The organism is Tessaracoccus terricola, assembly GCF_054776555.1.
In genome coordinates this window covers 686,453-711,324 of record NZ_BAAHBS010000004.1, presented here as the reverse complement: position 1 = coordinate 711,324, position 24,872 = coordinate 686,453, and the positions used below count along the sequence as shown (strand labels likewise).

Here is a 24,872-nt window from a genome sequence, read left to right as displayed (position 1 = left end):
AGTCAACCAGATGTGTCCGGCAACTCACCGGTGGGCGAAGGGCAGGTCCCCGGCCAGGAGCTGCTGGAAGGCCGTGTGGACCGGCACCCCCTGGACGGGCGTCAGCTGCAGCACCGCAAGGGGGCCGTCGGCCGCTGCGTCAAGGAGTTCGAAGGTGTCTGCCAGTGGCCTGCCGGTGAGCAGCGAGTTGCCCTCGGCGTACTGGCGCTCGAGCACCTGCACGGCGGCCTGGGCGGCGGCGTCGTCGCTGAGGTGGAGAACAACCGTGACCCTTGGCTCCTCGCCGTCCACCCCAAAACCCAACCCCACTGCGGCGAACGGCCCAGCCGGCACCAGTTCCTCGTACTCGGCCAGCATGGCATCCACCTGCTCCTGGCTGCCCCCGCGGCCGGCGAGCGCGGCCGCAACATCACGGGTGTGGCCTTTCGCCAGCACGGCCGAGACCACGCCGACGTCGTCGAACGCCGCGGCCACCGCGGCCAGGGTCTCATCGTCGGCCAGCGACTGGCCGCCCGAGGCCCAGGCCTGCACCAACGACGTCGTGGGCGAGACCGCCAGCGCATCTCCGGACTGCGCCATGCGCAGGGGCGCGCCGATCGGCCTGGCGGGGGTGACCGCCCCCACATCTGCCTCGTGGTCCTCACCCTCGCCCGCGGTCACCACGCCTTCGGTGACCTCCGGCAGGTCCTCGGCCGGCGCGATCCCCTCCCCCAGCACGACGGCGAAATTGTCCGGTGCCGCGGTGACCTCCACGAACGCGTCCACGTCCAGCAACGACCAGCCCAGTTCCTCGTTCACCCCAGCCATGCCCGCGACGGCGTGCTGGGACAGCAGTGAACCCAGCGGCACCATCACCGGGGCATGCATCCTGTCTGCGCCGCTCGAGCCGAGCAGCGGTCCGATCCAATCGTTGACAGCGTCCCGGTCCGCGACGTCGTCCGGGCGCGCCAGGCCGGACAAGCGGCTCGCCTCGGCCAGGTCCCCGGTGGTCACCATGAACTGTTCCCCGCCTGCACCCATGGGCACCTCGGACAGTGCTCCCAGCACGGAGTACCCGTCCCCAGCGGCCAACGACTCAGTCTGTGGTTCCCCGGTGCAGGCAGTGACCAGCAGGAGCGGCGCGAGGAGGGCGATCGGGAGTCGTCTCATGCCCTCCAAACTACGGGCCGACAAGCTCAGAGGAAGATGTCCGGGAAGAGCCGCTCGTCAGGGGTTCCGGGCACTGCCGCGTAGCCGGAGAAGTCGGTGATCCCGGCCGCCGCGAGGACGTCCTCGACGATCAGCGTCTGGCCAGCGCGGGAGGCCGCGGGAGCGGTGATCACCTCGTAGGCCGCGTCGGCGTAGATCTGGGGGGTGCGGCTGACCGCCATCAACCGATCACCGCCGATCACGTTGCGGACGGCGGCGGTGGCGATCGTCGTGCGGGGCCACAGCGTGTTCGCGGCGATCCCCTCCTCCCCGAACTCCGCCGCCAGACCGAGGGTGGCCATGGTCATCCCGTACTTGGCGAGGGTGTAGCCGGTGTGGGCGCCCAGCCACTTCGGGTCGAGGTTCAGCGGCGGGGACAGCGAGAGGATGTGCGGGTTGGCGCTGTTTCGCAGCGCGGGGATGGCGGCGCGGGAGAGCATGAACGTGCCGCGCACGTTGACGTCCTGCATCAGGTCGTACTTCTTCGCGGCCAACTGCTCCGAGCGAGAGAGGTCGATCACCGAGGCGTTGTTGACCACGACGTCGATGCCACCGAACTCCGCGACGGTGGCCTCGACGGCCCGGGCGATGTCCTCGTCGTCACGGACGTCACCCACCACGGGCAGCGCCCGCCCACCGGCGGCGCGGATCTGCTCCGCCGCGGTGTGGATGGTGCCCTCCAGCTTCGGGTGCGGGGTGTCAGTCTTGGCCAGCAGCGTGACGTTGGCGCCGTCCGCGGCCGCCCGCAGCGCGATGGCCAGCCCGATCCCGCGGCTGCCGCCGGACATCAGCAGGGTGCGCCCCTCCAGGGGCTTGGCGGCGCTCATGACCGGCCCCGCTTCGCGAAGGCGGCGATCCGGGCCTGGGCCTCGGCGCTGCCGAAGATGGCACCGATCGTGGCGGCCTCCTCGGACAGTTGTGCCTCGAAGCTGCGGCCAGGTTGTGACCTGACAAGGCGTTTGGCCTCGCCGTAGGCACGTGCGGCCCCGGACAACCATGACCTGGCCACCTCCTCGGCCCGGCTGCCGACGGCGTCGTCGTCGACCACCTCCGCCACCAGCCCCCAGCCGAGGGCCTCGTCGGCGGTCAGCATCCGGTCCGAGAGCAGCAACTGCAGGGCCCGCCGTTCCCCGACGGCGCGTGCCAGTTGTGCGGTGACCGACAGGTCCGGCGTGAGCCCGACGTTGGCGTACAGGCTGCCGATCCGCGAACTCCTGCCCACGACGGCGTAGTCCGAGGTGAGCAGGATCCCCAGCCCGCCTCCGGCCGTCGTGCCGTGGGCTGCGGCGACCACTGGCAGGCTCGAGTCCCGCAGGGTCCGGATGCCGCGGTTGATGGTCTCCGCGAGGGCCTCGATCTGGGCACCGGAACCCATGGTGGCCGCCATCGCCACCACGTCTCCACCGGCGCAGAACGCTGGTCCGGCCGCGTCGAGCAGCACGGCGCCGACGTCTTCGCGGGCGGTGACCTCCGACGTGGTCTCCTCCCAGGCCGCGGCCAGGGACGTGTCGAACGCGTTCAGGCGCTCGGGCCGGTTGAGGGTGATGCGGGCAAGTCCGTCGTCGACGGCGAGCAGGATCGGTTGGGACACAGGGCGCTCCTTCGCGGCTGGTTCGCTCCCCCACGATAGCCCTCGCAGCTGACACGTTCGTCAACTATTCTCGGGAGCCCGACCTCCATCCGAGGAGTTCCGAATGGCCACCGTCGTCCTGTTCCACCACGATGCTGCCCCCGCTGCACTCGCGGCGGAGCGCTCCTTGGCGCTGCCGCAACGATTGGACGCCAAGTGACCTCCCGGGCGAAACGCCACCTGCTGGTTCTGGTCCTGGCACCCCTGCTGCTGTTCGGCTTCCCGCTGCAGCCCGCGGCGGCCGACAGCGGCTGGGTCTACACCACACCCGGCGAACACACCGTCGACGGCCGCAAGTGGCGTACCTGGTGCGAGTCCTACACCTCCACCATCCTGCGCTGCGAGAGCGAGATCTGGGCCACCCAGATCCTGGAGCACCCCGGCAACGGGTACGAGGTGGTCAACGGCTGGGCCTTCAACAACCTCACCTACCTGCCCATCCCCGAGGCGGCCTGGGGCTCCAACCCGCTGGCCAACTCCGGCGAGTTCACCTCCAACGGCAGGCAGTGGCGCACCTCCTGCAAGGACGAGTGGACCGGCCCCAACGGCTGCCGCTCGTTCATCCGCGCGACGGTGGTGGCCGCCGTCGACGGACGCTACGTCAGGCAGGACAAGTGGGTGTTCAACAATGTCGTCCAGTTCGGCAGGCTCACCTCACCCCCAGACGTGTCCAAGGCCCGCAGCTGCACGGTCACCGTCGAGGGCATCCGGATCGACCTGCCCGCCTCCCGCACCACGGCCACCGCGGTCCGCAGCAGCGGCACCAGCGCCGTCGTCGCCATGGTGGAGCGCGTCCCGAACACCTCCTGCACGGTGCGGACGGTGTTCCGGGACACCAGCGGCCGGATCGGGTCGCGCGGGACCGCCCCCGCCGCCGAGCGCAGGCAGGACACGTTCACCACCCCCACGGGCGACTTCACGGTGCACGACGCCTTCGGGCTGGACCCCGACCCCGGCACCGCCCTGGCCTGGCGCGACGTCGGGCCCAACTCGTACTGGGTGCTCGACAACAACTCGGCGCACTACAACCAGTGGCGGGAGGCCGGCGCCGGTGGCTTCGACAAGTCCGAGTCCGAGCACCTGGTGAAGTACGCGGGCCAGTACGACCTGGTGGGCGTCATCGACTACAACCGCTCCCCCGCCGTGAAGGGCAAGGGCGGCGCGATCTTCCTGCACGTGCACGGTTCCGGCGCGACGGCGGGTTGCGTGTCCATCACGAAGGCCAGCATGCGCACCTGGCTGCAGCACGCCACCCCCGGCGACGTGATCGCCATCCGCTGAGCTACACCCGGAACGAACCCTCGAGCTCGGACCGGGTGGTGCCATCGGGCAGCACCGTGTAGCGCCGCCCCAGTGGCGAGTGCCACACGAACTTGCCGTGGGCGGTCCGCACCACCTGCCATGCCGTCAAGGTCTTGGCCCGGTGGACGCGTCGGCTCAACGGGATGAGGTTCTCGATCCTGGTCTGCGCCTGCCTCCGGGCGCCCTCCCACGCATAAGGCTCGACGTGGTCCAGGTCCAGCGAGCGTGAACATCGCCCGGAGTAGGGGAACATCTCCGTCGGGTTGCGACGGTGCACGGCGTCCCTGATCCGGTCCGGGATCTCGTAGGAGTCGACGGGTTCGACGTCCGCGTCGTCGAGCACTGGGCGCACGGTGACGTGGCTGCCGGCGAGGAACTCCGGCAACGATGCCACGGTGAGGGGACCGAATCCTTCGATCCTGGCGACGCCGGTGTCCGGGTCCACCACCGTGCCGGCAGCCAGGTGCACGTGGACGACCGTCCTTCCGCGACTGCGCGCGGTGGCGTCGGCGTCACCTCCAAGCATGTCCAGCGCGGCGGACGGGTCCGCCAGCAGCCCCAGCGCGGCGGCCCGGCGCTGGTTGCGGTCACGCTCGTCACCAGCCTCCGCCATCGCGCAGGCCAGACGGTTCAGCGTGTCGTCCAGGAGCTTGGCGTCCCTCGCCTCCAGTCTGGCCACCATCTCAGAGGTCCCGAATACGCTGGGACCGAGGTGCACGAGCCTGCCGCTGCGGGCCGTCCGCTCCCGTTCCCGTGCGAGTTCGGGGTCCGCCTGCGCCACCCAGCCGTGGGTGAGCCGCCTCAGGTGGTTGAAGGAGACCTGGCCGGCCCTGCGCGCGATCTTCGCGTCCACTTCACGCACCTGCTCCGCGCTGAGGTCTGCGGTGATGTCCACCAGCTTGGACGCCTCCCAACGCTCGATCCCCCCGACGCAGAACACCCTCCAGAGTTCCGGGTGGCGGTGCTTCAGGTCCAGGACCTCCGCAACCAGCGAGAATGCGGCCTGTTGGCTGATGCCGAGGGCCGCTCCGATCTCCAGCCCCAGGAACTCCGAGACAGCCGGTGTCCCCTCGTGGCCCGGATGGATCATCCGCTCGGCAAGTTCGGGCACCAGCGTGTCCACCTCCACCGAGTAGACCTCGGCGAGGTCCGCCAGTGCGATCGCCTTCTGCACCTCCCCCAGCCGAATCATGGCCACTGAGTCCGTCACCCGTTCGAGCGCCTCCAGACCCTGTGGCTGCCTGGTGTCAACCAGCTCTGCCATGTCCTGCCCTCCCGCCGCATCCAGGCCTGCGTTGGCCGTCTGCGTGTCCATGTCGGCACTCTACGAAGGGGGTCTGACAGTTCGGTGGGAGACGTGTCTCTGGCCTCGTTTGGAAGGACATGGGAACCTAGAGGCGTGAGTGGTGCATTCGAGTCCCGTGCGCAGGGGGACGCCTGGTTCAGGGTCGGCAGGGTGGACGTGACGTCCACCATCTTCGTCGTGGCGTTGGGGGCGCTGGGGCTGCTGGCCTCGGTCATCGTCCCGTTCCTGCCGCTGTTGCTGGCGCTGATCCCGGACGCGCTGTTCAGCGGTGAGGTCTGGCGCCTGTTCACCTGGCCGCTCGCGGACCAGATCTCCTTGTGGAGCCTCCTGACGCTGGTGCTGCTGTGGTACTTCGGCACCTCGCTCGAGTCCCAGGTGGGTCGGGCCGCGATGGCACGCCTGTACCTGTGGTGCTGGGGCGCCCTGACCATCTCCACCGTGCTGGTGGGTCTCGTCGCGCGCGGCTCCGTCGCGGCGCTCGGGCTGAACACCATCGAGTTGTTCGTGCTGCTGCTGTGGATCGCGGAGTATCCCACCCGCCGCTTCTTCTTCAACATCCCCGCCTGGGTGATCGGTGCGGTCCTGCTGGGACTGCAGGTCCTGCAGATGCTGGCCGCCCGCGCCTGGGGCGGCCTGTTCTCGCTGCTGATCGCGCTGGTCATCGTCGCCGTCGCGGCCAAGCGCATCGGGCTGCTCGGCTCCTACTCGTGGATCCCCGGGAAGGAGCACCAGTCCCGACCTCGCACGCGCCGGCACCACACCCCCACCCGCACCGAGAAGCGCCAGGCCTCCGACGAGGAGCGCCTGGACGACCTGCTCGGCAAGATCAGCGCCCAGGGCATCCACAGCCTCACCAAGTCCGAGCGTGCGGAACTGGAGAAGTTGCGCCTGCGGCGGCGTCGCTGACCCCAATTGTCAGTGCTGCCTGAAATGGTGGACCCATGACCACCACAGGCATCATCGTCAGCATCGTCGCGGCCCTGCTCGGCACCCTCGCCGGGTACCTGCTCGCACGCCGCAGCCGCCTCGCCGAAGCCACGGCGGAGCAGGAGAAGACGCTCTCCGATGCCAGACTCGATGCCCAGACCGCACGTTCCGAGGCCAGCCGGGCCCGCGAGGAGACGGCCAACGTCCGCTCCGAACTGGCGGGCCACCTCACCCAGATGGCGGACCTGCGGACCGCGACGGTGGAGGCTCAGCGGGAGACCGCCGACGTGCGCACCGAACTGACGAAGGCGCTGGCCGGCAGGGCTACGGCCGAGGCCGAGCGGGACGCCGCGCTGCGCCTGACCGAGGAGCTGAAGGCTGATCGCAAGGCGATGGAGGATCGGTTCAAGCTCCTCTCCGAGCAGTCCCTGGAGGCGCAGAGCGCGAAGGCGGACAAGACCGCGAATGAACGCCTGGCCGCCACGCAGCAGCTCGTGACTCCGCTGCAGGAGCACCTCAACCGCCTCAGTGACCGGCTGGGCGAGGTGGAGAAGCAGCGCGCCGCACTGTCCGCGGAACTCCGCGAGCAGGTGCAGGCGGTCAAGGACTCCGGGGAGACCATCCGCAAGGAGGCGCTCAGCCTGAGCACGGCACTGCGCACGCCGCAGGTGCGCGGTTCCTGGGGTGAGCAGAGCCTGAAGCGCATCGTCGAGATCTCGGGCCTGACGGCGCGGTGTGACTTCGACGACCAGACCTCCTACACCAGTGCCGACGGTGATCGGTTCCGCCCCGACATGCGCATCAACCTGGCCGACGGCAAGGTGGTGTTCGTTGACTCCAAGGTACCGCTCAAGGCCGTCCTGGACGCGTACAACACCGAGGACATGGCGAAGCAGAAGAAGCACCTGGAGACCTTCTCCCGGCACGTGCGGGGCCACATCGACGCGCTCAGCGGGAAGAACTACTGGCACCTGGACGTGGGCTCCCCCGAGTTCGTGGTCCTGTTCCTCGGCTCCGACGAGTTCTACCGCCTCGCGCTGGAGCAGCAGCCGGACCTCCACGAGTACGCCGCCCGCCGCAACATCATGCTCGCCGCCCCCGGCACCCTCATCCCACTGCTGCACATCGTGGCCCACGGCTGGAAGCAGGCGGCGCTCGCCGAGTCCGCGGCGAAGGTCTCCAAGCTCGGCCGGGAACTGCACGAGCGCATCTCCACCCTCGGTGACCACTTCGAGAAGCTCGGCAGGTCCCTGAACACCACCGTGGGTCACTTCAACAAGGCCGTCGGAACCCTGGAGACCAGGGTCATGGTCTCTGCCCGCAAGCTCAGGGAGCTGGACGTGGTGGACACGGACCTGAAGGAGATCTCCACGGTGGACACGTCCCCGCGGGAGATCTCCGTACCGGAGATGATCGAGCACCAGGAGCAGCAGGACCGGCTCGCCATCGAGGCCTCCCTGTTCGACGAGGAACCCGCACTGGGCCTCGGCACCGTGCGAGAGCTCCGCAAGCGCACTGGCACCGATGACACAATGGGCGAATGAGCGCCCTCACCGAACTGGCAGCACTGGTACCAGACGCGACGGCCCGGCTTTCGTGCATTGCGGCCCGCACCCCCGTCACGCGCAACGCCAGACTCTCCGACGCCACCGGTTCCGACATCTGGATCAAGCGTGAGGACCTCCAGCCGGTCCGCTCCTACAAGCTGCGCGGCGCATACAACCTGATCAGCCAGCTCAGCAGGGAGCAACAGGAGGCGGGCGTGGTCTGCGCCTCCGCCGGCAACCACGGCCAGGGCGTGGCCCACAGCTGCGCGGTGCTGGGGATCCGCGGCACCGTGATCGTGCCCACCACCACACCGCGCCAGAAGCGGCAGCGAATCCTCCAACTCGGACAGGGACACGTGGAGCTGCAGATGTCCGGCTCCACCTATGACCAGGCCAGCCAGGCCGCCAAGGAGTTCGCCGCGGCCAACGGGTCCACCATCGTGCCCGCCTTCGACCACGAACTGACCGCTGCCGGGCAGGCCACCGCCATCGTCGAGGCGTTCGAACAGCTCGACAAGGTCCCGAACGTGGTGGTGCTCCCCGTGGGCGGCGGCGGCCTGCTGGCGGGCGCCGCGGCCTGGCTGCGCACGAACCATCCCGGGGTGCGCATCGTCGGCATCGAACCGGAGGGCGCCCCCTGCGTGGCGGCCGCCGTCTCCGCGGGCCGCCCCGTGGCGCTGCAGGACATCGACACGTTCGTCGACGGCGCAGCCGTCAGCCGGGTGGGCGACTACACCTTCGACGTGATCCGCGAGGCCGACGTCGAACTCGCCCGCATCCCGGAGGGGCAGGTCTGCTCGGAGATGCTGGAGATGTACCAGGTCGACGGCATCATCGCCGAGCCCGCCGGCGCCCTCGCGCCGGCCGCGCTGCCGACGGGAGGCGTCGGCACCCGGATCTCCATCCCCGCGGGATCCACTGTCCTGACCATGGTCTCCGGCGGCAACAACGACGTCGCCCGCTACGCCGAGGTGGTGGAGCGTTCCCTCGTCCACGAGGGCCGCAAGCGCTACTTCCTGGTGGAGTTCCCGCAGGAACCCGGCGCGCTGCGGCGGTTCCTCAACAACGTCCTCGGGCCGGAGGACGACATCACCTACTTCGAGTACGTGAAGCGCAGCAGCCGGGACACCGGCCCCGCGTTGGTGGGCGTCGAGCTGGGGCAGCCCGGGGACTACGAGTTCCTGCTCCAGCGCATCACCGAGTCCGGCATGCAGGTGGAGGTGGTGGAGGCGGAGAGCCCGTTCTTCAGGTTCCTGATCTGACCTGCTCGAGGAACTCGGCGATCCTGCCGATGGCCTCCTCCAGCAGTTCCACGTCGGGCAGGGTGACCAGCCGGAAGTGGTCCGGGTGGGGCCAGTTGAAGCCGGTGCCGTGGGTGACGAGGATGTGCTGCGAGCGCAGCAGGTCTATCACGAACGCCTGGTCATCCTCGATGGGATAGACCTCCGGGTCCAGGCGGGGGAACACGTACAGGGCACCCTCCGGCTTCACCGAACTCACGCCGGGGATCTCGTTCAGCAGCCGGTGGGCAAGCATGGACTGCTCGTAGAACCGGCCGCCGGGCCCGATGAACTCCTCGATCGACTGGTAGCCGCCGAGTGCGGTCTGGATGGCGTGCTGGGCGGGCACGTTGGAGCACATCCGCATGTTGGAGACCAGGGTGAGGCCCTCGAGGAAGTCACGCGCCTGGTGCTTGGGGCCGGAGACCATCACCCAGCCGGCCCGGTAGCCGCACACCCGGTACGCCTTCGACAGTCCGCTGAAGGTCAGGCACAGGACGTCGTCCCCGGCGAAGGTGGCGCAGTGGTGATGGACAGCGCCGTCGAACAGGATCTTCTCGTAGATCTCGTCGCTGAAGACCACCAGGTCGTGCCGGCGGGCGATGTCCACCAGCGCCTTGACCGTGGCTTCGCTGTAGACCGCCCCCGTCGGGTTGTTCGGGTTGATGATCACCAGGGCGTGGGTGTTCTCCGTGATCTTCGACTCGATGTCGGCCAGGTCCGGCTCCCAGCCGTTGGACTCGTCGCACAGGTAGTGCACCGGGGTGCCGCCGGCGAGGGAGACCGCACCTGTCCACAGCGGGTAGTCGGGTGCGGGCACGAGGATCTCGTTGCCGTCGTCCACGAACGCCTGCAGCACCATGGAGATCAGTTCGGAGACACCGTTGCCGATGAACACGTCGTCGACGTGGCAGTCCACCAGGCCGTGGCTCTGGTAGTACTGCGCGACGGCGGTGCGGGCCGAGAAGATGCCGCGCGAGTCGCTGTAGCCCTGCGCGTCGGGCAGGTGGTGCACCATGTCGGCGACGATCGAGGCGGGCGCCTCGAACCCGAAGGGTGCCGGGTTGCCGATGTTGAGCCGCAGGATGCGGTGCCCCAGCGCCTCGAGGCGCTCGGCCTCGACGAGGATGGGTCCCCGCACGTCGTAGCGGACGTCCTTCAGCTTGCGGCTCTGCCTGATCTCACGCATCCCACCATGATCGCAGCAGGATCAGTGGTTCAGGGCGCTGTTCGCCTTCAGGTCGCGGCGCAGTTCCGGCGGCAGGGAGAACGTGAGGTTCTCCTCGGTGAGGCGCTCCTCCACCGCGGCGGGGAAGCCCCGCTCCTCCAGGAACTCCAGCACGCCCTGCACCAGTTCGTCCGGCACGGAGGCACCGCTGGTGACGCCGACGGAGGAGACGCCCTCCAGCCAGGCCTCGTCGATCTCGCTGGCGTAGTCCACCAGGTGCGAGGCCTTCGCGCCGGCCTCGAGCGCGACCTCCACCAGGCGCACCGAGTTGGACGAGTTCTTCGAGCCCACCACGATCATCAGGTCCACCCTGGGCGCGATCTGCTTGACGGCCTGCTGGCGGTTCTGGGTGGCGTAGCAGATGTCGTCGGAGGGCGGGTCCATCAGCAGCGGGAACTTCTGGCGGAGCCGGTTCACGGTCTCCATCGTCTCGTCGACGCTGAGGGTGGTCTGGCTGAGCCACGCCATGGGCCGGTCCGTGGGCACGTCGAGCTCGTCGACGTCATCGGGGTGCTCGACGAGGGTGATGCGGTCCGGGGCCTCACCGGTGGTGCCCTCCACCTCCTCGTGGCCGGCGTGGCCGATCAGGAAGATGTCGACGTCCTCCTTGTCGAAGCGCACGGCCTCGCGGTGGACCTTGGTGACCAGGGGGCAGGTGGCGTCGATCGCCTTGAGCTGCCGGACCTTCGCCTCGGCGTGCACGGCGGGCGAGACGCCGTGGGCGGAGAACACGACGGTGGACCCCTCGGGCACCTCCTCGAGTTCCTCCACGAAGATGGCGCCGCGCTGCTCCAGGGTCTCGACGACGTGGCGGTTGTGCACGATCTGCTTGCGCACGTAGACGGGTGCGCCGTAGGTCTCGAGCGCCTTCTCGACGGTGATCACGGCCCGGTCCACGCCGGCGCAGTAGCCGCGGGGGGCTGCGACGAGGACCTGCTTGCTGGTCTGGGTGGCGTTCATGCTGCCAGTCTAGGCGAGGCCTGTGAGGATCAACCCATGAGCGCGGGGAGGGTGATCGCGAGCAGGGCCGCGGACGTGACGAACTCCCAGATCCCCACCAGTTTCACGTCCACCCTGCGGCCGCGCATCGGGCCCAGCAGCGGCACCAGCAGGGCCCGCAGCGCGACGGCCACGAAGAACGCCACGAGCCACCACCTCGGCAGCGGCGCGGGAACCCCGACCACCGCGACGGCGCAGGCCGCGTGCCAGGCCACGGAGAACGCCACCCACCCCGGCTTGCCCCGTTCGCGGATCACGGTCTTCACGTAGAGGACCGTGCCGAAGAAGTACCCGAAGCACACAAGCGCCAGGGACACCGGCACCGGTCCCCAGCCGCCCATCACCAACGGGATGAGGCAGGCGGCGACGATGGTCGCGAGCCCCGATACCACGTCGCGTTCCTGCCGCTTCCACGCCAGCCAGAGCGCGAAGGAACAGATCGGCGCGAACGCGAGCACCCACACCCACCACTGCGGCGCGAGCCACAGCACCATTAGCCCGAGCACCGCCGCCGTCGCCCCGTAGGTGGCCAGCGCCGGCAGGTATCGGCGCTTGAACCGGGACTTCAGCCACAGCGTCGCGGCGAAGAAGGCGAAGTAGCCCACCATCCAGAACGCGAACAGCACCACGTGGGCGATTTCGAAGGCCCCCGCGCCGACGGCGTGGGCGAGTCCCAGCAGCCACGGCAGCACGAGCATCGCCCAGGCCCCGTGCTGGTTCGGCAGCCATCCCTTGGCAGGGCCCTTCGCGCGCTTCATGCCCGCCAGCGTATCGACGGCGTTGTCAGTGCTCGCCGGTAGGGTACCCGTCATGGCGATGAACAGTTCGGCCGAGGAGCCGCAGCCCCTTGGCCGCGTCGTCATGGCGGTCAAGGACTGGGTGGGCAGGCTCGGCGAGATCTGGGTGGACGCCCAGGTGATCGAGATCAAGCGCCGCAGCGGCCCCACGCAGTTCCTGACGTTCCGGGACCGCATCGCCGACGTCTCGGCCTCCATCACCGCCTCCGCCATGGTGCTCGACGCCGCTGGCCCGCTGCCGGACGGCTCCCGGGTCACGGCCAGGCTGCGGCCCAGGGTCTGGGACCGCAGCGCACGGCTGAGCTTCGAGTGCCTCGAGATCCGCGTGGCCGGCGAGGGCCGCCTGCTCGCGCAGTTGGAGCAGCTGAAGCGCAAGCTGCAGGCCGAGGGCCTGTTCGAGCCGCACCGCAAGCGCAGGCTGCCGTTCATCCCGCGCACCATCGGGCTGATCACGGGCAAGGGCTCCGACGCCGAGCGCGACGTCCTGACCAACGTCGAGGACCGCTGGCCCGCCCGGTTCAACATCGCCCACGCCACCGTCCAGGGGCCGTTCGCCGCGGAGTCGGTCATGACCGCGCTGCAGCGGCTGGACGCGGACCCCGAGGTGGACGTCATCATCATCGCCCGCGGCGGCGGCAGCCTCGAGGACCTCCTCGCCTTCTCCGACGAGGGCGTGGTGCGCGCCGTCTCACAGGCCCGCACACCGGTGGTCTCGGCCATCGGGCACGAGCAGGACGTGCCGCTGCTGGACTTCGTGGCGGACCTGCGCGCCTCCACCCCCACCGACGCCGCCAAGCGCGTGGTGCCGGACTTCCACCAGGAGGCCGACGTCGTGGCGCAGGCCCGGCACCGGCTCGACGCCGCCATCGGCAACCGCCTCGAGACGGCGCAGCGCTGGCTGGGCGACGTGCGCACCCGGCCCGCGTTGATGGACCCGACGGCCACGTTCGGCGCCCACCTCGACAAGCTCGAGCTGCTGCGGCACCGGCTGGCCTCCGGCATCGAGAACCGGCTGCGCCACGAGGAGTCGGACCTGCGTTCCCGGATCAGCAGCATCCGGGCAATGTCCCCCAAGGCCACCCTGGAGCGGGGCTACGCCGTCCTCGTCGACGACGACGGCCTGTCAGTGTCGTCGGTGGCCGACGCCCACCCGGGCACCCGCATCAACGCGTACCTGGCCGACGGCCAGCTGGCACTCGACGTCGCAGGCGTCACGGAACAGGAGAACGATGGCTGAGGAACTCACCTACGAGGCTGCCCGCGAGGAACTCGTCGAGGTGGTGCGCAAGCTCGAGTCCGGCGGGGCGCCCCTGGCCGACTCGATGGCGCTGTGGAAGCGGGGCGAGGAACTGGCGGCCATCTGCCAGGGACACCTCGACGCGGCCCGCGCCGTCGTCGCCAAGGCCCGTGAGGCCCGCGAGCAGCAGGACTAGCCGGTCCCGGCCAGGGCGGCGGTGAACGCCTCGAGCTGCTCGAAGTCGGTGTCGCCGGTGACGACGGCGCTGAGGTCGCCGTCGCGCCACACCAGGCTGCGGGAACGGCCGTCCTCGGATACCCACTGCTCCCACTCGCGCTCCGCGAGTTGGACGGTCTCACCAGAGGCGACGCCGTCGCGGGTCACCTGCTCGATGAACTGCACCGGCGCCCGATCGCGCTGCTGCACGGCCACGTAGATCTGGTTGGGCGCCATGAAGCCGAGCTGCCAGGAGTTGCCCACTGCGGGCTCGTTGTTGATCCAGGGCTCGCCGTCGGCGGCCCATGCCACGCGCACGGGGACCCAGTCCTCCGGCAGGTTCACCGGACGCAGCACGGGATACGGGGACTCCTCCTGCGCGACGGCGAGCATGGGTGCGTAGTCGACCTTCTCCGCCTCGGGCTCCGGGTCCAGCGTGAAGAACCAGTAGATCGCGATGATCGGCACGAACAGCACCAGCAGCGAGATCACCATGTCCCTGGGACCCGTGTTCTTCTTCCTGCCAGCCATTGGCCCATCGTCCCATGAGGTGCCGAGCCCGGACCAATCGGCGCCTCAGCGGCCGTAGCGACGCTCGCGCTGGGTGTAGCTGCGCAGTGCGCGCATGAAGTCGACGCGGCGGAAGTCCGGCCACAGCGCCTCGCAGAAGTAGAACTCGCTGTGCGCGGACTGCCACAACAGGAAACCGGAGAGGCGCTGCTCCCCCGAGGTGCGGATGATCAGGTCCGGGTCCGGCTGGCCCTTGGTGTAGAGGTGCTCGGAGATCTCGTCTATCTCCAACGTGCGGGAGACCTCGTCCAGGGAGGCGCCGGCCTCCGCCCGCTCCGCGAGCAGTGAGCGCACGGCGTCGCGCAGTTCGTGACGGCCGCCGTAGGAGACCGCGACGTTCACGTGCATGCCGGTGACCCCGTCGGTGGAGGCCGCCGACTCGCGCAGCCTGGCGGCGCACTCCTCGGGCAGGAGGTCGAGCGCGCCGACGGCCTGCACCCGCCAACGGCCCGTTGCCGCGAGGTCGGCCACGAGGTCCGAGATGACGCCCAGCAGGGGGCCCAGTTCGTCGTCGGAGGAACGGTCGAGGTTGTCCGTGCTGAGCACCCAGAGGGTGACCACCTTCAGGCCGACGTCGTCGCACCACTCGACGAACTGCTCGAGCTTGGCGGCACCGGCCCGGTACCCCACCACCAGCGGCTGCCCCGGGGCGTTCAGCCTCGCCCAGCGCCGGTTGCCGTCGGCGAGCACGGCGACGTGCTCCGGGAGGCGGGAGCGGTCCAGGTTCTCGAGCAGCTGGGACTCGTAGGTCTTGTACAACCACCTGGGCGGCCACACGCGCTCCATGACGCGGCGGAGGAAGGACATGGCAAACAGAGTAGCGAGGCGGCGGCGTTCCCCCGGGAGGATCGCGAAGGTAGCGTTGGACCATGGCGGATTGCCGTAACTTACGGTACCGTAACCTACGTGACCGTAACCACTGAACGGACGAACATGACAACTGCCCCCGAGAAGCCGCTGATGCGCGGCTGGTTGCACCTCGGGTTCGCGCCGGCCGTCCTGGTGGCGGGGCTCGTGCTGACCGTCTTCGCGCCCACCCTGCTGGGCCGGATCGGCTGCGGCGTGTTCACGCTCTCGGCCGTGCAGCTGTTCGGCACCAGCGCGGCCTACCACCGCGGCAACTGGAAGCCCCGAACCCTGGCGGTGTTCCGCCGCATCGACCACTCCAACATCTTCGTGTTCATCGCGGGCACCTACACCCCCCTGTCCCTGCTCCTGCTCGAGGGCAACTCGCGGGTGTTCCTGCTGGTGCTGATCTGGAGCATCGCGGTCCTCGGCGTGCTGTTCAGACTGGTCTGGCTCGGCGCCCCCAGGTGGCTCTACACCCTGCTCTACGTGGCGATGGGTTGGGCGGCCGTCGGGTGGCTCGGCCAGTTCTGGGCCAACGGCGGCCCAGCCGTCGTGGTGCTCGTGATCGTCGGCGGCCTGCTCTACTCGGTGGGCGCCCTCGCCTACGGCACCAAGCGCCCGAGGCTGAGCCCCCGCTGGTTCGGCTTCCACGAGGTGTTCCACACCTGCACCATCCTGGCCGCCACCTGCCACCTGGTGGCCATCGCCCTCGCCGTCTTCGCCGCCTGAGCACTACCCCCGACGTAGGCTTCAGCCATGACGAACCAATTCCCGAAGGACTGGAACAAGGCAGTGGTCTTCGTCGCCCACCCCGATGACGTCGAGTGGGGAATGGCTCCGGCAGTGAGCCACTGGACGCGGGGCGGCAAGACCGTCGAGTACGTGCTGGCCACCAGCGGCGAGGCCGGCATCGAGGGCATGAGCCCCGAGGAGTGCGGCCCGCTGCGCGAGCAGGAGCAACTGCGCGCCGCAGCGCACGTGGGCGTCGAAGTGGTGGACTTCCTCGGTTTCCCGGACAGCCGGCTCAGCAACGACGACGCCCTGCGCGACGCAGTGGTCAAGGAGATCGAGGCCCGCCGCCCCGACGTGGTGATCACCGGCTACACCGGCCCCAACTACACCGAGGAGATCCCCAACCAGTCGGACCACATCGAGTTCGGCAACGCCGTGCACGACGCGGTGGCCCGGGCCGAGCACAAGCCGCAGTGGGTGTACGAGTTCGGCCCCGGAACCACTCACTGCGTCGACGTCGAGGCCGAGGACGTGCAACGCGCCGTCGCCTCGTTGGCGGAGCACAAGGTCTACCTCGAGGTGCTCAACCCGGACAAGCCCGCATTCGAACAGGCCACCGAACTGGTGGAGGACCTCGCCACCACCGACGACGGCCTGCTGCGGGTGGGCTTCATCCTGAAATAGGCCCCAGCAGGACGTTGGCCCAGGCGGCGTGCACCGATTCGTCGTCGCTGGGGTGGAAGATGCCCGCGAGCACGTCGCGGTACAGCCGCGAGAGCTCGTGGCGGTTGAAGTAGGAGGAGCCACCGGAGGCCCGGATGGCCTTCTCCACCACGTCCTTGGCCACCTCGGTGGCGCGCGACTTCACCGCGGACAGCTGCGGCAACCACACGGCGCCGCGGTCCACCTGCTCGTCCACGTCCCGGGCGATCTGGGAGATCTGCGGGAACAGCCCGTCGAGTTGGATTGCGGCGTCGGCCAGCCGCCAGCGGATGTCGGGGTCGTCGCTGTACGGGGCACCCTGGTTCTTCATGGACTTGCGCTTGCCCACCACCTCGACGGCGACGTCGAGCGCCCGCTGCGCCACGCCCGTGTAGACCGAGGCCAGCAGGATCTCGAAGTTGGCGAAGATCCCGAAGATGAACGGGTCCATGGTGGGGCCCGGCGGGATGCGGCGCACGATCCGGTCGGCCGGGGCGGGCACGCCGTCGAGGACGGTGGTGCACGACTGCGAGCCCCGCATGCCCAAGGCGTCCCAGTCGTCCTTGACGGTGATGCCGGGCGCGTCCCGATTCACGAAGCCCCACACGTTGTGGGGTCCGTCCTGCCCGGTGGTGTCGGTCCCGAACGTGCCGAGCCTCGTCCACCCCGGGGACAGCGAGGTGAAGATCTTGGTGCCCGTGAAGCCGTAGCCGCCGTTGCCGTCGGGGGCGGCATCGGAGGCCGAGCCGAACAGGACGAGGTCGTTGCCCGCCTCGGACACGCCGAACGCGAACACCTCGCCGGCCATGGCGTCTGTGAGGATGAAGTCGCAGGAGGCGTCCCCGCGCTCGTGCACCACCTTGGCCACCCCCACCCAGACGTGGTGCATGTTGACCGCCAGCGCCGTCGCCGGGGACGCCCCAGCCAGCCGCATCTGCTCCCGGGTCAGCTCCTCCAGGCTGAGCCCTCCCCCGCCGAACGACGTCGGCACCAGGGCGGTCAGGTAGCCGGCGGCCTTGAGGTCCTCCAGGTCATCGAAGGGGAAGGTGTTCTCGCGGTCGTGCGCGGCGGCACGCTCGCGAATCCGGTCCAGCAGGGCGTCTGGGAGCAGCGAAGAAGTCATGCCCTTGACCCTACGAGATGAACGGGAAGTTACAGCAGTGTGATTTCTTGGCGGTTCCTGCCCGGATCCATCGCCGCGCGGGTTACATTCTCTTCCATGGAGAACCGCTCCATCACAGCCATACCGGTCACCTGACCCCACTGCCGGGGACAGGTGGAGCACCTGCCCCCGCGAAGGGAGCACCCGTGCTCAACGTCAACGATCAAGCGGCGGCCATCACCGCCACGCCCGCGGACCAGGCGATCCGCACCTACGTCATCGACACCTCGGTCCTGCTGAGTGACCCGAAAGCGGTCCTCAGGTTCGCAGAACACAACGTGGTGCTGCCCATCGTCGTGATCACCGAACTCGAGGCCAAGCGCCACCACCCCGAACTCGGCTACTTCGCCCGCAAGGCCCTGCGCCTGCTGGACGACCTCCGGCTGGAACACGGCCGGCTGGACACTCCGATGGCCATCAACGACTCCGGCGGCAACCTGCGCGTGGAGCTCAACCACACCGATCCGTCGGCCCTGCCGTCCGGGTTCCGGCTGGGTGACAACGACTCGCGCATCCTCGCCGTGGCCCTGAACTACAGCACCGAGGGCCACGACGTCGTGCTGGTGTCCAAGGACGTGCCGCTGCGCGTCAAGGCCGCGGCCGTCGGGCTCGCAGCCGACGAGTACCGCAACGAACTGCCGCTGGAGACGGGCTGGACCGGGATGACCGAGCTCGACGTCACGGCCGATGACGTGGGCAGCCTCTACGACCACGGCACCGTCGAACTGCCCGCCGCCGACGACGTGCCGGTCCACAGCGGCATCGTCCTGCACGCACCCGGCTCCTCGGCGCTGGCGCGCAAGCTGCCGTCGGGAGAGGTCAAGCTGATCAAGCAGGATCGCGAGGTGTTCGGCGTACGGGGAAGGTCCGCCGAGCAGCGCGTGGCCCTGGAACTCCTGATGGACGACGAGATCGGCATCGTCTCCCTTGGAGGGCGGGCCGGCACGGGCAAGTCCGCGCTGGCCCTGTGCGCCGGCCTGGAGGCGGTGCTGGAGCAGCGCAAGTACTCCAAGGTGATGGTGTTCCGACCCCTGTACGCCGTGGGCGGCCAGGACCTCGGCTACCTGCCGGGGACCGCGGGCGAGAAGATGCAGCCCTGGGGCCAGGCGGTCTTCGACACGCTCTCTGCCGTCACCAACAAGTACGTGATCGACGAGATCCTCGAGCAGGACCTGATCGAGGTGCTGCCGCTGACCCACATCCGTGGCCGCTCCCTGCACGACGCGTTCATCATCGTCGACGAGGCCCAGTCGCTGGAGCGCAACGTGCTGCTGACGGTGTTGTCCCGCGTGGGCCAGAACTCGCGGGTGGTCCTCACCCACGACGTGGCGCAGCGCGACAACCTGCGCGTCGGCAGGCACGACGGCGTGGTGGCGGTGGTGGAGAAGCTGAAGGGCAACCCGTTGTTCGCCCACGTGATGCTGACCCGCTCCGAGCGCTCCCAGATCGCCGCCCTGGTCACCGACCTGCTCGGCGAGGACTGACACGGTTCAGGTCGCGGCCCGGCCCACCCGGGCCGCGACCTCGTCGACGGCCTCCCTCAACTCCGGGGGCTCTATAACCTCGAAGTCCGACTCGAACATCAGCAGGGTCGCGACGATGGCGCCGTGGGACCAGGCCCCGAGTTCCACCCGACTGCTGTGCGCGTCGATGGCGGTGATGGTGGCGCGGTCGCCGTGCATCCAGCGCGCGAGCACGTGGGCAGGTTGCTGGATGACGACGGTGCCGGTGGCCGGCCACTGCGGCAGCTCCTCCTCGGTCCCGAACAGCTCCGCCACCTGCTCGTCGGTGAGCTGCCGCGGCTCGAACCTCGGCCCGTTGGGGGTGCGCGCCACCAACCGGTCCACCCGGAACGTGCGCCAGGCCTTGCGGTCCCGGTCCCAGGCCAGGACGTACCAGCGCCTGCCCCGGCTCACGAGCCGGTGGGGTTCTGCCTGCCGCAGTGACTCCGTGCCGTCGCGGGCGACGTAGTCGAACCGCAGCACCTCCCGGTCCCGGATGGCCGATCCGATGTGGACCAGCACGGCCGTGTCCACCGTCTCCTCCGGGGCCGGGTCCCCACCCAGTGAGGTCACCTGCAGTGCATCCACCCGGTGCCGCAGCCGCGACGGCAGCACCTGACGGATGGTGGCCAGCGCCCGCTGCGCGGCGTCGCGGAGCCCCGCCACGTCGGTCCGGATGGTCTGGAGCGCCACCGAAACCGCCACCGCCTGGTCGTCGTCGAACAGCATCGGCGGCAGGTCCAGCCCGGGCGCGAGCCGGTAGCCCCCGGCGGGGCCCTTGGTGGTCTGGACGGGGTAGCCGAGGTCCCGCAGCCGCTCGACGTCGCGGCGGACGGTGCGGGGGCTCACCTCGAGGCGCTCCGCCAGCGCTCCCCCGGGCCAGTCCCGGCGCGCCTGCAGCAGCGAGAGCAACTCGAGCAGCCTTCCCGATGGATTCGACATGACTTCATTCTCACACCAGTAGCGGACAGAACCTGTCCTCTACGTTCCGTAGCGTCTTTCCTGCAAGCACAACCGGAGCAGGGAGACAGGAATGATCGAAGCAAGAGGGCTGGCGAAGGACTTCGTGAGCCGCACCGAGACGGTGCACGCCGTGCGCGGCATCGACCTCACCGTGGAGCGCGGTGAGACGGTGGCCGTGCTGGGTCCCAACGGCGCCGGCAAGACCACCACCATGCGGATGCTCACCACGTTGCTGGCCCCCACCGCGGGCACTGCGCAGGTGGCGGGTTTCGACGTGACCCGGGACCCGGGCCAGGTGCGGCGCCGGCTGGGCTACGTCGGGCAGGGCAACGGCGCCGGCCACGGCCAGCGCGCGCTCGACGAGCTCTACTACCAAGGGGTCACGTTCGGCCTCACGCGCGCCGAGGCCCGGCGGCGCGGCCAGGAGCTCATGACCGGCCTGGACCTCGCGGGCAAGGAACGGACCAAGGTCTCCGAGCTCTCGGGCGGGCAGCGGCGGCGCCTCGACGTCGCGATGGGGCTGATGCACGCTCCGGAGCTGTTGGTGCTCGACGAGCCCTCGACGGGGTTGGACCCGCACAACCGGGCCAACCTCTGGGAGCACATCGGCGCACTGCGGGCGGCCACCGACATGACCCTGCTGCTCACCACCCACTACCTCGACGAGGCGGACACCATGGCCGAGCGAGTGGTGATCATCGACCACGGTTCGATCATCGCCGACGACACCCCCGAGGCGCTGAAGTCCAGGCACGCCGGTGACCGGCTCACCGTGACCGCGGCCAGCCCTGCAGACGCCGACCATCTCGCCGCCCGCCTCACCGAGTGGGAGGCCACCAGCGAGGTCGACGTCGCGGGCACCGCCGTCCGTGCCGCCATCACCCACGGTTCCACGCGGGTCACGGACCTGGTCCACCTCGCCGACGCCGCCGGCATCGGCATCGCCGACATCCAGGTGCGCCGCCCCACCCTCGACGACGTGTTCCTCAACCTCACCGGCCGCAGCCTCCGCGAAGCCGGTTCCACCCCCGAACTGGAGACCGCACAATGAGCGTCCTGACCGACACCGCAATCGTCACCTCCCGCGAGCTGCGCCCCGTGCTGGGCGACCCGTTCTCGATCATCTTCAGCCTGGTCCAGCCGATCTTCTTCCTCGCGCTGTTCGGGCCGCTGCTGGCCAGCAACCTGGGCGACGAGCTCCCCGGCCAGGTCTGGCAGTGGTTCGTGCCTGCGATCCTGGTGATGATCTCCCTGTTCGGCTCCAGCGCCGTGGGCTCCAACCTGCTCTACGAGATGCAGACCGGTGCCCACGAGCGGATGCTCGTGACGCCGCTCAGCCGCTCCTCGCTGCTGGTGGGGCGTGCCATGAAAGAGATCATCACGCTGGTGGCCCAGGCCGTGCTGGTGGTGCTGGTAATGCTGCCCTTCGGGTTCCGGTTCAGCCTGCCGGGCGCGCTGGCCGGGCTGGTGCTGCTCGCGGTGCTGGGCGTGGGGATCAGCTCGCTCAGCTACGCCCTGGCCATCGCCGTGCGCAAGCAGGACTGGATGTTCTGGGCGGTGCAGCAGACGTTCCTGTTCCCGTTGATGATCCTGTCCGGGATGCTGCTCCCGCTGGAGGGCGGCCCTGGCTGGATGCAGGTGGCGGCGCGCGTGAACCCGCTGACCCACGTCGTCGAGGCCGAGCGCGCCCTGTTCGCCGGGAGCTTCGGAGCCCCCGCCGTCGCCTGGGGGTTCGTCGCTGCCGGCCTGACCGCCGCCCTCGGGCTGTGGTTGGGGATCAGGTCGATGCGGCACAGCGCGTAGCGAACGTCTCCGCCACCTCGCGGGTGCGCGGGCCGGCCGGGAGTTCGCGCTCCCGGCCGTCCGGCCACACGATCCGGGTCACGGGCTGGACGTCGCGGGTGGTGGAGGTCAGGAACACCTCGTCGGCGGTCTCCAGCACCTCCAGCGGCGCGTCCTCCTCCCTCGCGTCGCTCCACTCCAGCACCAGCGCGCGCGTGATGCCGGCGAGGCAGCCGACGGCCAGCGTGGGGGTGGTGAGCCGCCCGTCCGTGACGACGAACACGTTGCTGCCGGTCCCCTCGCACAGCCGGCCCCGGGTGTCGGCGAACAGCGCCTCCCCCGCGCCGACGTAGTGGGCCCGCTCGAGCGAGACCACGTTCTCCGCGTAGGAGGTGGTCTTCACCCCGGCCATGGCGCCCCGCTCGTTGCGGACCCACGGCATCACGGCCACGGTCTCCGTCGCCGCGCGCTTGCGCACCGGGCCCGCCGAGGCGATCAGGCGGGGTTCACCCTCGGAGCGGTCGGAGCCCTGCGGTCCGTCGCCCGCGGTCCAGGTGATGCGCACCTGCGCATCCGGACCGTCGTGGGCGGCCAGCAGTTGCCGGACCGCCGCCTCCACCCGGTCCACGTCGGGCAGCGGCAGTCCCATCCGCTCCGACGAGGTGACCAGCCTGCGCAGGTGCGCCGCCAGCTCGAACGGAACCATTCCGGGGGCCTTGACCACCTCGAACACACCGTCGCCGACGGTGAGGCCGTGGTCATGCACGCTGACGACGGCATCTGCGCCGTCGACCACTTGGTCATCGATCCAGATCAGCATGCCCCACCATAAGCCCTGCGTCTCAGGCGCGGCGCCAGAGGGGTGTCCTCAGCTCGTTGTAGTCGTCGACCGGGTCGAAGCAGACGGTGCCGCGGCACACGTACACGGCACGTTCCGTCCGTCCCTGCAGCAGGCTCCCCCAGCCCTGCGCTCCGGGTTCGGCACGCAGGATCGCGGTGCCGGCGGGGGCCATCCGCCACACGGCGCGGGCGAGTTCGTCGAACGGGTCCTCGGAGATGACCACGACGGTGGCCCGCTTCAGCCCGCGGCGGGCCTCGTCACTGACCATCAGTTCGGCCAGCGCGGACCCCGCGAACCGGGGGGCCTGCGCCACGGTCCGCAACGTGGTGCGGGCCGCCTCCTCAGCCCTGGACGTGAGGTCCGGCCGCTCGGCGAGCAGGCCCACCTGGTGCAGGGCCGTCACCAGCGCGGAGGTGCCGCTCGGCGAGACGTGGTCGGTCAGGGAGCGGGGACGGTCGTACAGGTCCGAGGCGGCGGAGTCGAAGAAACCGCCGTCGGGGGCACCGAACAGTTCGAGTGCCCGCTCCACGAGGGTCTCCGCGCGGCGCAACCATGCGACGTCGCCGGTGATGCCGGCCAGCACCGCGAAGGCCTCCGCGACCGTCCCGAAGTCCTCCGCGGAGCCGGTCGCGGTGTCGGCGACCCCCTCGAGGGAGCTGCGGCGCAGGTCCCCGTCGGCCAGGTGGACGTCCACGAGGTACTGGGCCGCCTCGAGGGCGATCTCGAGCCAGCGCGGCTCGTTGAACACCATCGCGGCGTTCGCGAGCGAGGAGATGGCCAGCCCGTTCCAGCCGGCCACCACGAGCCGGTCGGTGGCCGGGCGGAACCGGGAGGCGCGTTCGGCGAGCAGCCGGGCGCGGACGTCGTCGAGCTTGTCCCCGTCCGGGCGGCCGCGCAGCTGCAGCACCGAGAGCCCGTCGGAGAACGTGCCGCCGGCGGTGACGTGGAACACGTCCGCGGCCCACTCGCCCAGCTCCTCCCCCAGGACATCGGTCAACACCTCCTGGTTCCACAGGTAGAACACGCCCTCGAAGGTCATGCCCCGGATGTCGGTGGAGTCGGCGTCGAGGGCGGCGGCGAAGGCCCCCGCCTCGGTGCGCATCTCGTGCACGAGCCAGCTGACGATGCCGTAGGCGGTGCGCTCGAACAGGTTGCGCAGCGCGGTGTCGTGGTCCGCGGTGCGGCGCCAGCCCCGGACGTAGGCGCGCAGCAGCATGGCGTTGTCGTCGAGCATCTTCTCGAAGTGCGGCACCACCCAGCCGGCGTCGACGCTGTAGCGGTGGAAGCCGCCGCCCACCTGGTCGTGGATGCCGCCGCGAGCCATGGCCTCGAGGGTGCGCTGGGCCATGTCGAGGGACTTCGGGTCGCCCTTGACCAGCAGCGCGTCCAGGACCGTGGCCGTCGGGAACTTCGGGGCGTTGCCGAAGCCACCGTGGATGACGTCGAAGTCTGCCGCGATGGTGTCGACGGCGGCGCGCAGGTCCGGTGCCTGCTCCATCGGGTCGGGCCCGGTGCCGGCGGCGAGCTGATGGGTGATGACCTCGGCGGAGCCCACCACCTCGTCGCGGCGCTCGGCCCAGGCCGTCGCCAGCGCCTCGAGCACCTGCGGGAGGGAGGGCATGCCGTCGCGGGGTTCCGGCGGGAAGTAGGTGCCGGTGAAGAACGGCTTGGCGTCCGGGGTGAGGAACGCGGTCATGGGCCAGCCGCCCTGGCCGTTGTTGAGCGCCTGGGTGGCGGCCATGTAGACGGCGTCGACGTCGGGGTGCTGCTGGCGGTCCACCTTGATGGGCACGAAGTGCTCGTTGATCTGCGCGGCGATCTCCGCGTCGTCGAAGGACTCCTCGCTCATCACGTGGCACCAGTGGCACGACGCGTAGCCCACGCTGAGCATGATCGGCTTGCCGGTGGCGCGGGCATGCTCCAAGGCGTCGGGCCCCCACTGCCACCAGTCGACGCCCTGGTGTGCGTGCTGGAGCAGGTAGTCGCTGGTTGCGTCCCCGAGTCGATTGGCCATGGACCGAAGGCTAGCGCCCTCCAGATGGGACAATGGAGGCCATGACCACCCATGCGGCTCCCGAGAACAAGATGCATCCCGTCATCAGGGCTGTGCTC

General features: G+C 69.9%; 24 protein-coding genes. 11 read left to right on the top strand and 13 right to left on the bottom strand.

Annotated elements, in window-relative coordinates:
* Positions 1-24: 24 nt before the first annotated feature.
* From ACYU7G_RS08965 to ACYU7G_RS08955, 3 genes are read right to left on the bottom strand one after another with little or no spacing between them, the layout of a single operon-like run.
* Positions 25-1,149 (bottom strand): hypothetical protein, encoded by a 1,125-nt coding sequence (locus ACYU7G_RS08965; protein WP_461106906.1) that lies wholly within the window; start codon positions 1,147-1,149, stop codon positions 25-27.
* A gap of 26 nt (positions 1,150-1,175) precedes the next feature.
* Positions 1,176-2,015, bottom strand: a complete 840-nt coding sequence (locus ACYU7G_RS08960) for an SDR family oxidoreductase (RefSeq protein ID WP_461106904.1) — start codon at positions 2,013-2,015, stop codon at positions 1,176-1,178.
* Entirely contained in the window at positions 2,012-2,779 is a 768-nt protein-coding gene (locus ACYU7G_RS08955; RefSeq protein WP_461106902.1) for an enoyl-CoA hydratase/isomerase family protein, read from the bottom strand. Before ACYU7G_RS08955 ends, ACYU7G_RS08960 begins: the two co-directional genes overlap by 4 nt.
* 195 nt (positions 2,780-2,974) lie before the next feature.
* On the opposite strand from ACYU7G_RS08955, the gene ACYU7G_RS08950 reads away from it, so the two are divergent.
* Positions 2,975-4,099 (top strand): L,D-transpeptidase family protein, encoded by a 1,125-nt coding sequence (locus tag ACYU7G_RS08950; RefSeq protein ID WP_461106900.1) that lies wholly within the window; start codon positions 2,975-2,977, stop codon positions 4,097-4,099.
* A 1-nt stretch (position 4,100) separates the two neighbouring features.
* On the opposite strand, the gene ACYU7G_RS08945 is transcribed toward ACYU7G_RS08950, so the two are convergent.
* Entirely contained in the window at positions 4,101-5,435 is a 1,335-nt protein-coding gene (locus ACYU7G_RS08945; protein ID WP_461106898.1) for a DUF222 domain-containing protein, read from the bottom strand.
* Between the two features lie 84 nt (positions 5,436-5,519).
* Here ACYU7G_RS08945 and ACYU7G_RS08940 point away from each other — a divergent pair, with 84 nt between their 5' ends.
* From ACYU7G_RS08940 to ilvA, 3 genes are read left to right on the top strand one after another with little or no spacing between them, the layout of a single operon-like run.
* A complete protein-coding gene (locus ACYU7G_RS08940) occupies positions 5,520-6,332 on the top strand; it encodes a DUF6576 domain-containing protein (RefSeq protein WP_461106896.1) in 813 nt (270 codons plus the stop codon).
* Between the two features lie 35 nt (positions 6,333-6,367).
* Complete coding sequence (locus ACYU7G_RS08935; RefSeq protein ID WP_461106894.1) at positions 6,368-7,897, top strand: DNA recombination protein RmuC; 1,530 nt, start codon at positions 6,368-6,370, stop codon at positions 7,895-7,897.
* Positions 7,894-9,162 (top strand): threonine ammonia-lyase IlvA, encoded by a 1,269-nt coding sequence (ilvA, locus tag ACYU7G_RS08930; protein WP_461106892.1) that lies wholly within the window; start codon positions 7,894-7,896, stop codon positions 9,160-9,162. Before ACYU7G_RS08935 ends, ilvA begins: the two co-directional genes overlap by 4 nt.
* Here ilvA and ACYU7G_RS08925 read toward each other — a convergent pair.
* From ACYU7G_RS08925 to ACYU7G_RS08915, 3 genes are read right to left on the bottom strand one after another with little or no spacing between them, the layout of a single operon-like run.
* The gene (locus ACYU7G_RS08925; RefSeq protein ID WP_461106890.1) at positions 9,146-10,369 is read right to left on the bottom strand and encodes a pyridoxal phosphate-dependent aminotransferase; all 1,224 of its coding nucleotides are present in this window, start codon (positions 10,367-10,369) and stop codon (positions 9,146-9,148) included. The genes ilvA and ACYU7G_RS08925 overlap by 17 nt on opposite strands.
* Before the next feature lie 21 nt (positions 10,370-10,390).
* Positions 10,391-11,368 carry a 4-hydroxy-3-methylbut-2-enyl diphosphate reductase gene (locus ACYU7G_RS08920; protein ID WP_461106888.1) on the bottom strand — a complete coding sequence of 326 codons (978 nt, stop codon included), beginning with the start codon at positions 11,366-11,368 and terminating at the stop codon, positions 10,391-10,393.
* A 29-nt stretch (positions 11,369-11,397) separates the two neighbouring features.
* Complete coding sequence (locus ACYU7G_RS08915; protein ID WP_461106886.1) at positions 11,398-12,165, bottom strand: YwiC-like family protein; 768 nt, start codon at positions 12,163-12,165, stop codon at positions 11,398-11,400.
* Between the two features lie 52 nt (positions 12,166-12,217).
* On the opposite strand from ACYU7G_RS08915, the gene xseA reads away from it, so the two are divergent.
* Together xseA and ACYU7G_RS08905 are read left to right on the top strand one after the other, a co-directional pair.
* Entirely contained in the window at positions 12,218-13,441 is a 1,224-nt protein-coding gene (gene xseA / locus ACYU7G_RS08910; RefSeq protein ID WP_461106884.1) for an exodeoxyribonuclease VII large subunit, read from the top strand.
* Positions 13,434-13,637 (top strand): exodeoxyribonuclease VII small subunit, encoded by a 204-nt coding sequence (locus ACYU7G_RS08905; RefSeq protein ID WP_461106882.1) that lies wholly within the window; start codon positions 13,434-13,436, stop codon positions 13,635-13,637. Before xseA ends, ACYU7G_RS08905 begins: the two co-directional genes overlap by 8 nt.
* On the opposite strand, the gene ACYU7G_RS08900 is transcribed toward ACYU7G_RS08905, so the two are convergent.
* The gene (locus tag ACYU7G_RS08900; protein ID WP_461106881.1) at positions 13,634-14,188 is read right to left on the bottom strand and encodes a DUF4245 domain-containing protein; all 555 of its coding nucleotides are present in this window, start codon (positions 14,186-14,188) and stop codon (positions 13,634-13,636) included. The genes ACYU7G_RS08905 and ACYU7G_RS08900 overlap by 4 nt on opposite strands.
* 45 nt (positions 14,189-14,233) lie before the next feature.
* A complete protein-coding gene (locus tag ACYU7G_RS08895; RefSeq protein WP_461106879.1) occupies positions 14,234-15,034 on the bottom strand; it encodes an isoprenyl transferase in 801 nt (266 codons plus the stop codon).
* 126 nt (positions 15,035-15,160) lie between these two features.
* On the opposite strand from ACYU7G_RS08895, the gene trhA reads away from it, so the two are divergent.
* Positions 15,161-15,805, top strand: coding sequence for a PAQR family membrane homeostasis protein TrhA (gene trhA, locus ACYU7G_RS08890; RefSeq protein WP_461107289.1), 645 nt, complete (start codon positions 15,161-15,163; stop codon positions 15,803-15,805).
* Positions 15,806-15,832: 27 nt separating this feature from the next.
* Entirely contained in the window at positions 15,833-16,492 is a 660-nt protein-coding gene (locus ACYU7G_RS08885; protein WP_461106877.1) for a PIG-L deacetylase family protein, read from the top strand.
* Here the strand turns inward: ACYU7G_RS08885 and ACYU7G_RS08880 are convergent.
* Entirely contained in the window at positions 16,479-17,633 is a 1,155-nt protein-coding gene (locus ACYU7G_RS08880) for an acyl-CoA dehydrogenase family protein (RefSeq protein WP_461106875.1), read from the bottom strand. The genes ACYU7G_RS08885 and ACYU7G_RS08880 overlap by 14 nt on opposite strands.
* 185 nt (positions 17,634-17,818) lie before the next feature.
* Between ACYU7G_RS08880 and ACYU7G_RS08875 the strand changes: the two genes are divergently transcribed.
* Positions 17,819-19,156 carry a PhoH family protein gene (locus ACYU7G_RS08875; protein ID WP_461106873.1) on the top strand — a complete coding sequence of 446 codons (1,338 nt, stop codon included), beginning with the start codon at positions 17,819-17,821 and terminating at the stop codon, positions 19,154-19,156.
* A gap of 6 nt (positions 19,157-19,162) precedes the next feature.
* On the opposite strand, the gene ACYU7G_RS08870 is transcribed toward ACYU7G_RS08875, so the two are convergent.
* On the bottom strand, positions 19,163-20,116 hold the full coding sequence (locus ACYU7G_RS08870; RefSeq protein WP_461106870.1) for a helix-turn-helix transcriptional regulator: 954 nt from the start codon (positions 20,114-20,116) through the stop codon (positions 19,163-19,165).
* Between the two features lie 91 nt (positions 20,117-20,207).
* Between ACYU7G_RS08870 and ACYU7G_RS08865 the strand changes: the two genes are divergently transcribed.
* Positions 20,208-21,188, top strand: a complete 981-nt coding sequence (locus ACYU7G_RS08865) for an ATP-binding cassette domain-containing protein (protein WP_461106868.1) — start codon at positions 20,208-20,210, stop codon at positions 21,186-21,188.
* Entirely contained in the window at positions 21,185-21,940 is a 756-nt protein-coding gene (locus ACYU7G_RS08860; RefSeq protein ID WP_461106866.1) for an ABC transporter permease, read from the top strand. Before ACYU7G_RS08865 ends, ACYU7G_RS08860 begins: the two co-directional genes overlap by 4 nt.
* Here ACYU7G_RS08860 and ACYU7G_RS08855 read toward each other — a convergent pair.
* Positions 21,915-22,739: an aminotransferase class IV gene (locus tag ACYU7G_RS08855; protein WP_461106864.1), complete on the bottom strand. Its 825-nt coding sequence runs from the start codon at positions 22,737-22,739 to the stop codon at positions 21,915-21,917. The two genes, ACYU7G_RS08860 and ACYU7G_RS08855, sit on opposite strands and share 26 nt — an antisense overlap.
* 22 nt (positions 22,740-22,761) lie before the next feature.
* Entirely contained in the window at positions 22,762-24,774 is a 2,013-nt protein-coding gene (locus ACYU7G_RS08850) for a thioredoxin domain-containing protein (RefSeq protein WP_461106861.1), read from the bottom strand.
* Between the last annotated feature and the right edge of the window lie 98 nt (positions 24,775-24,872).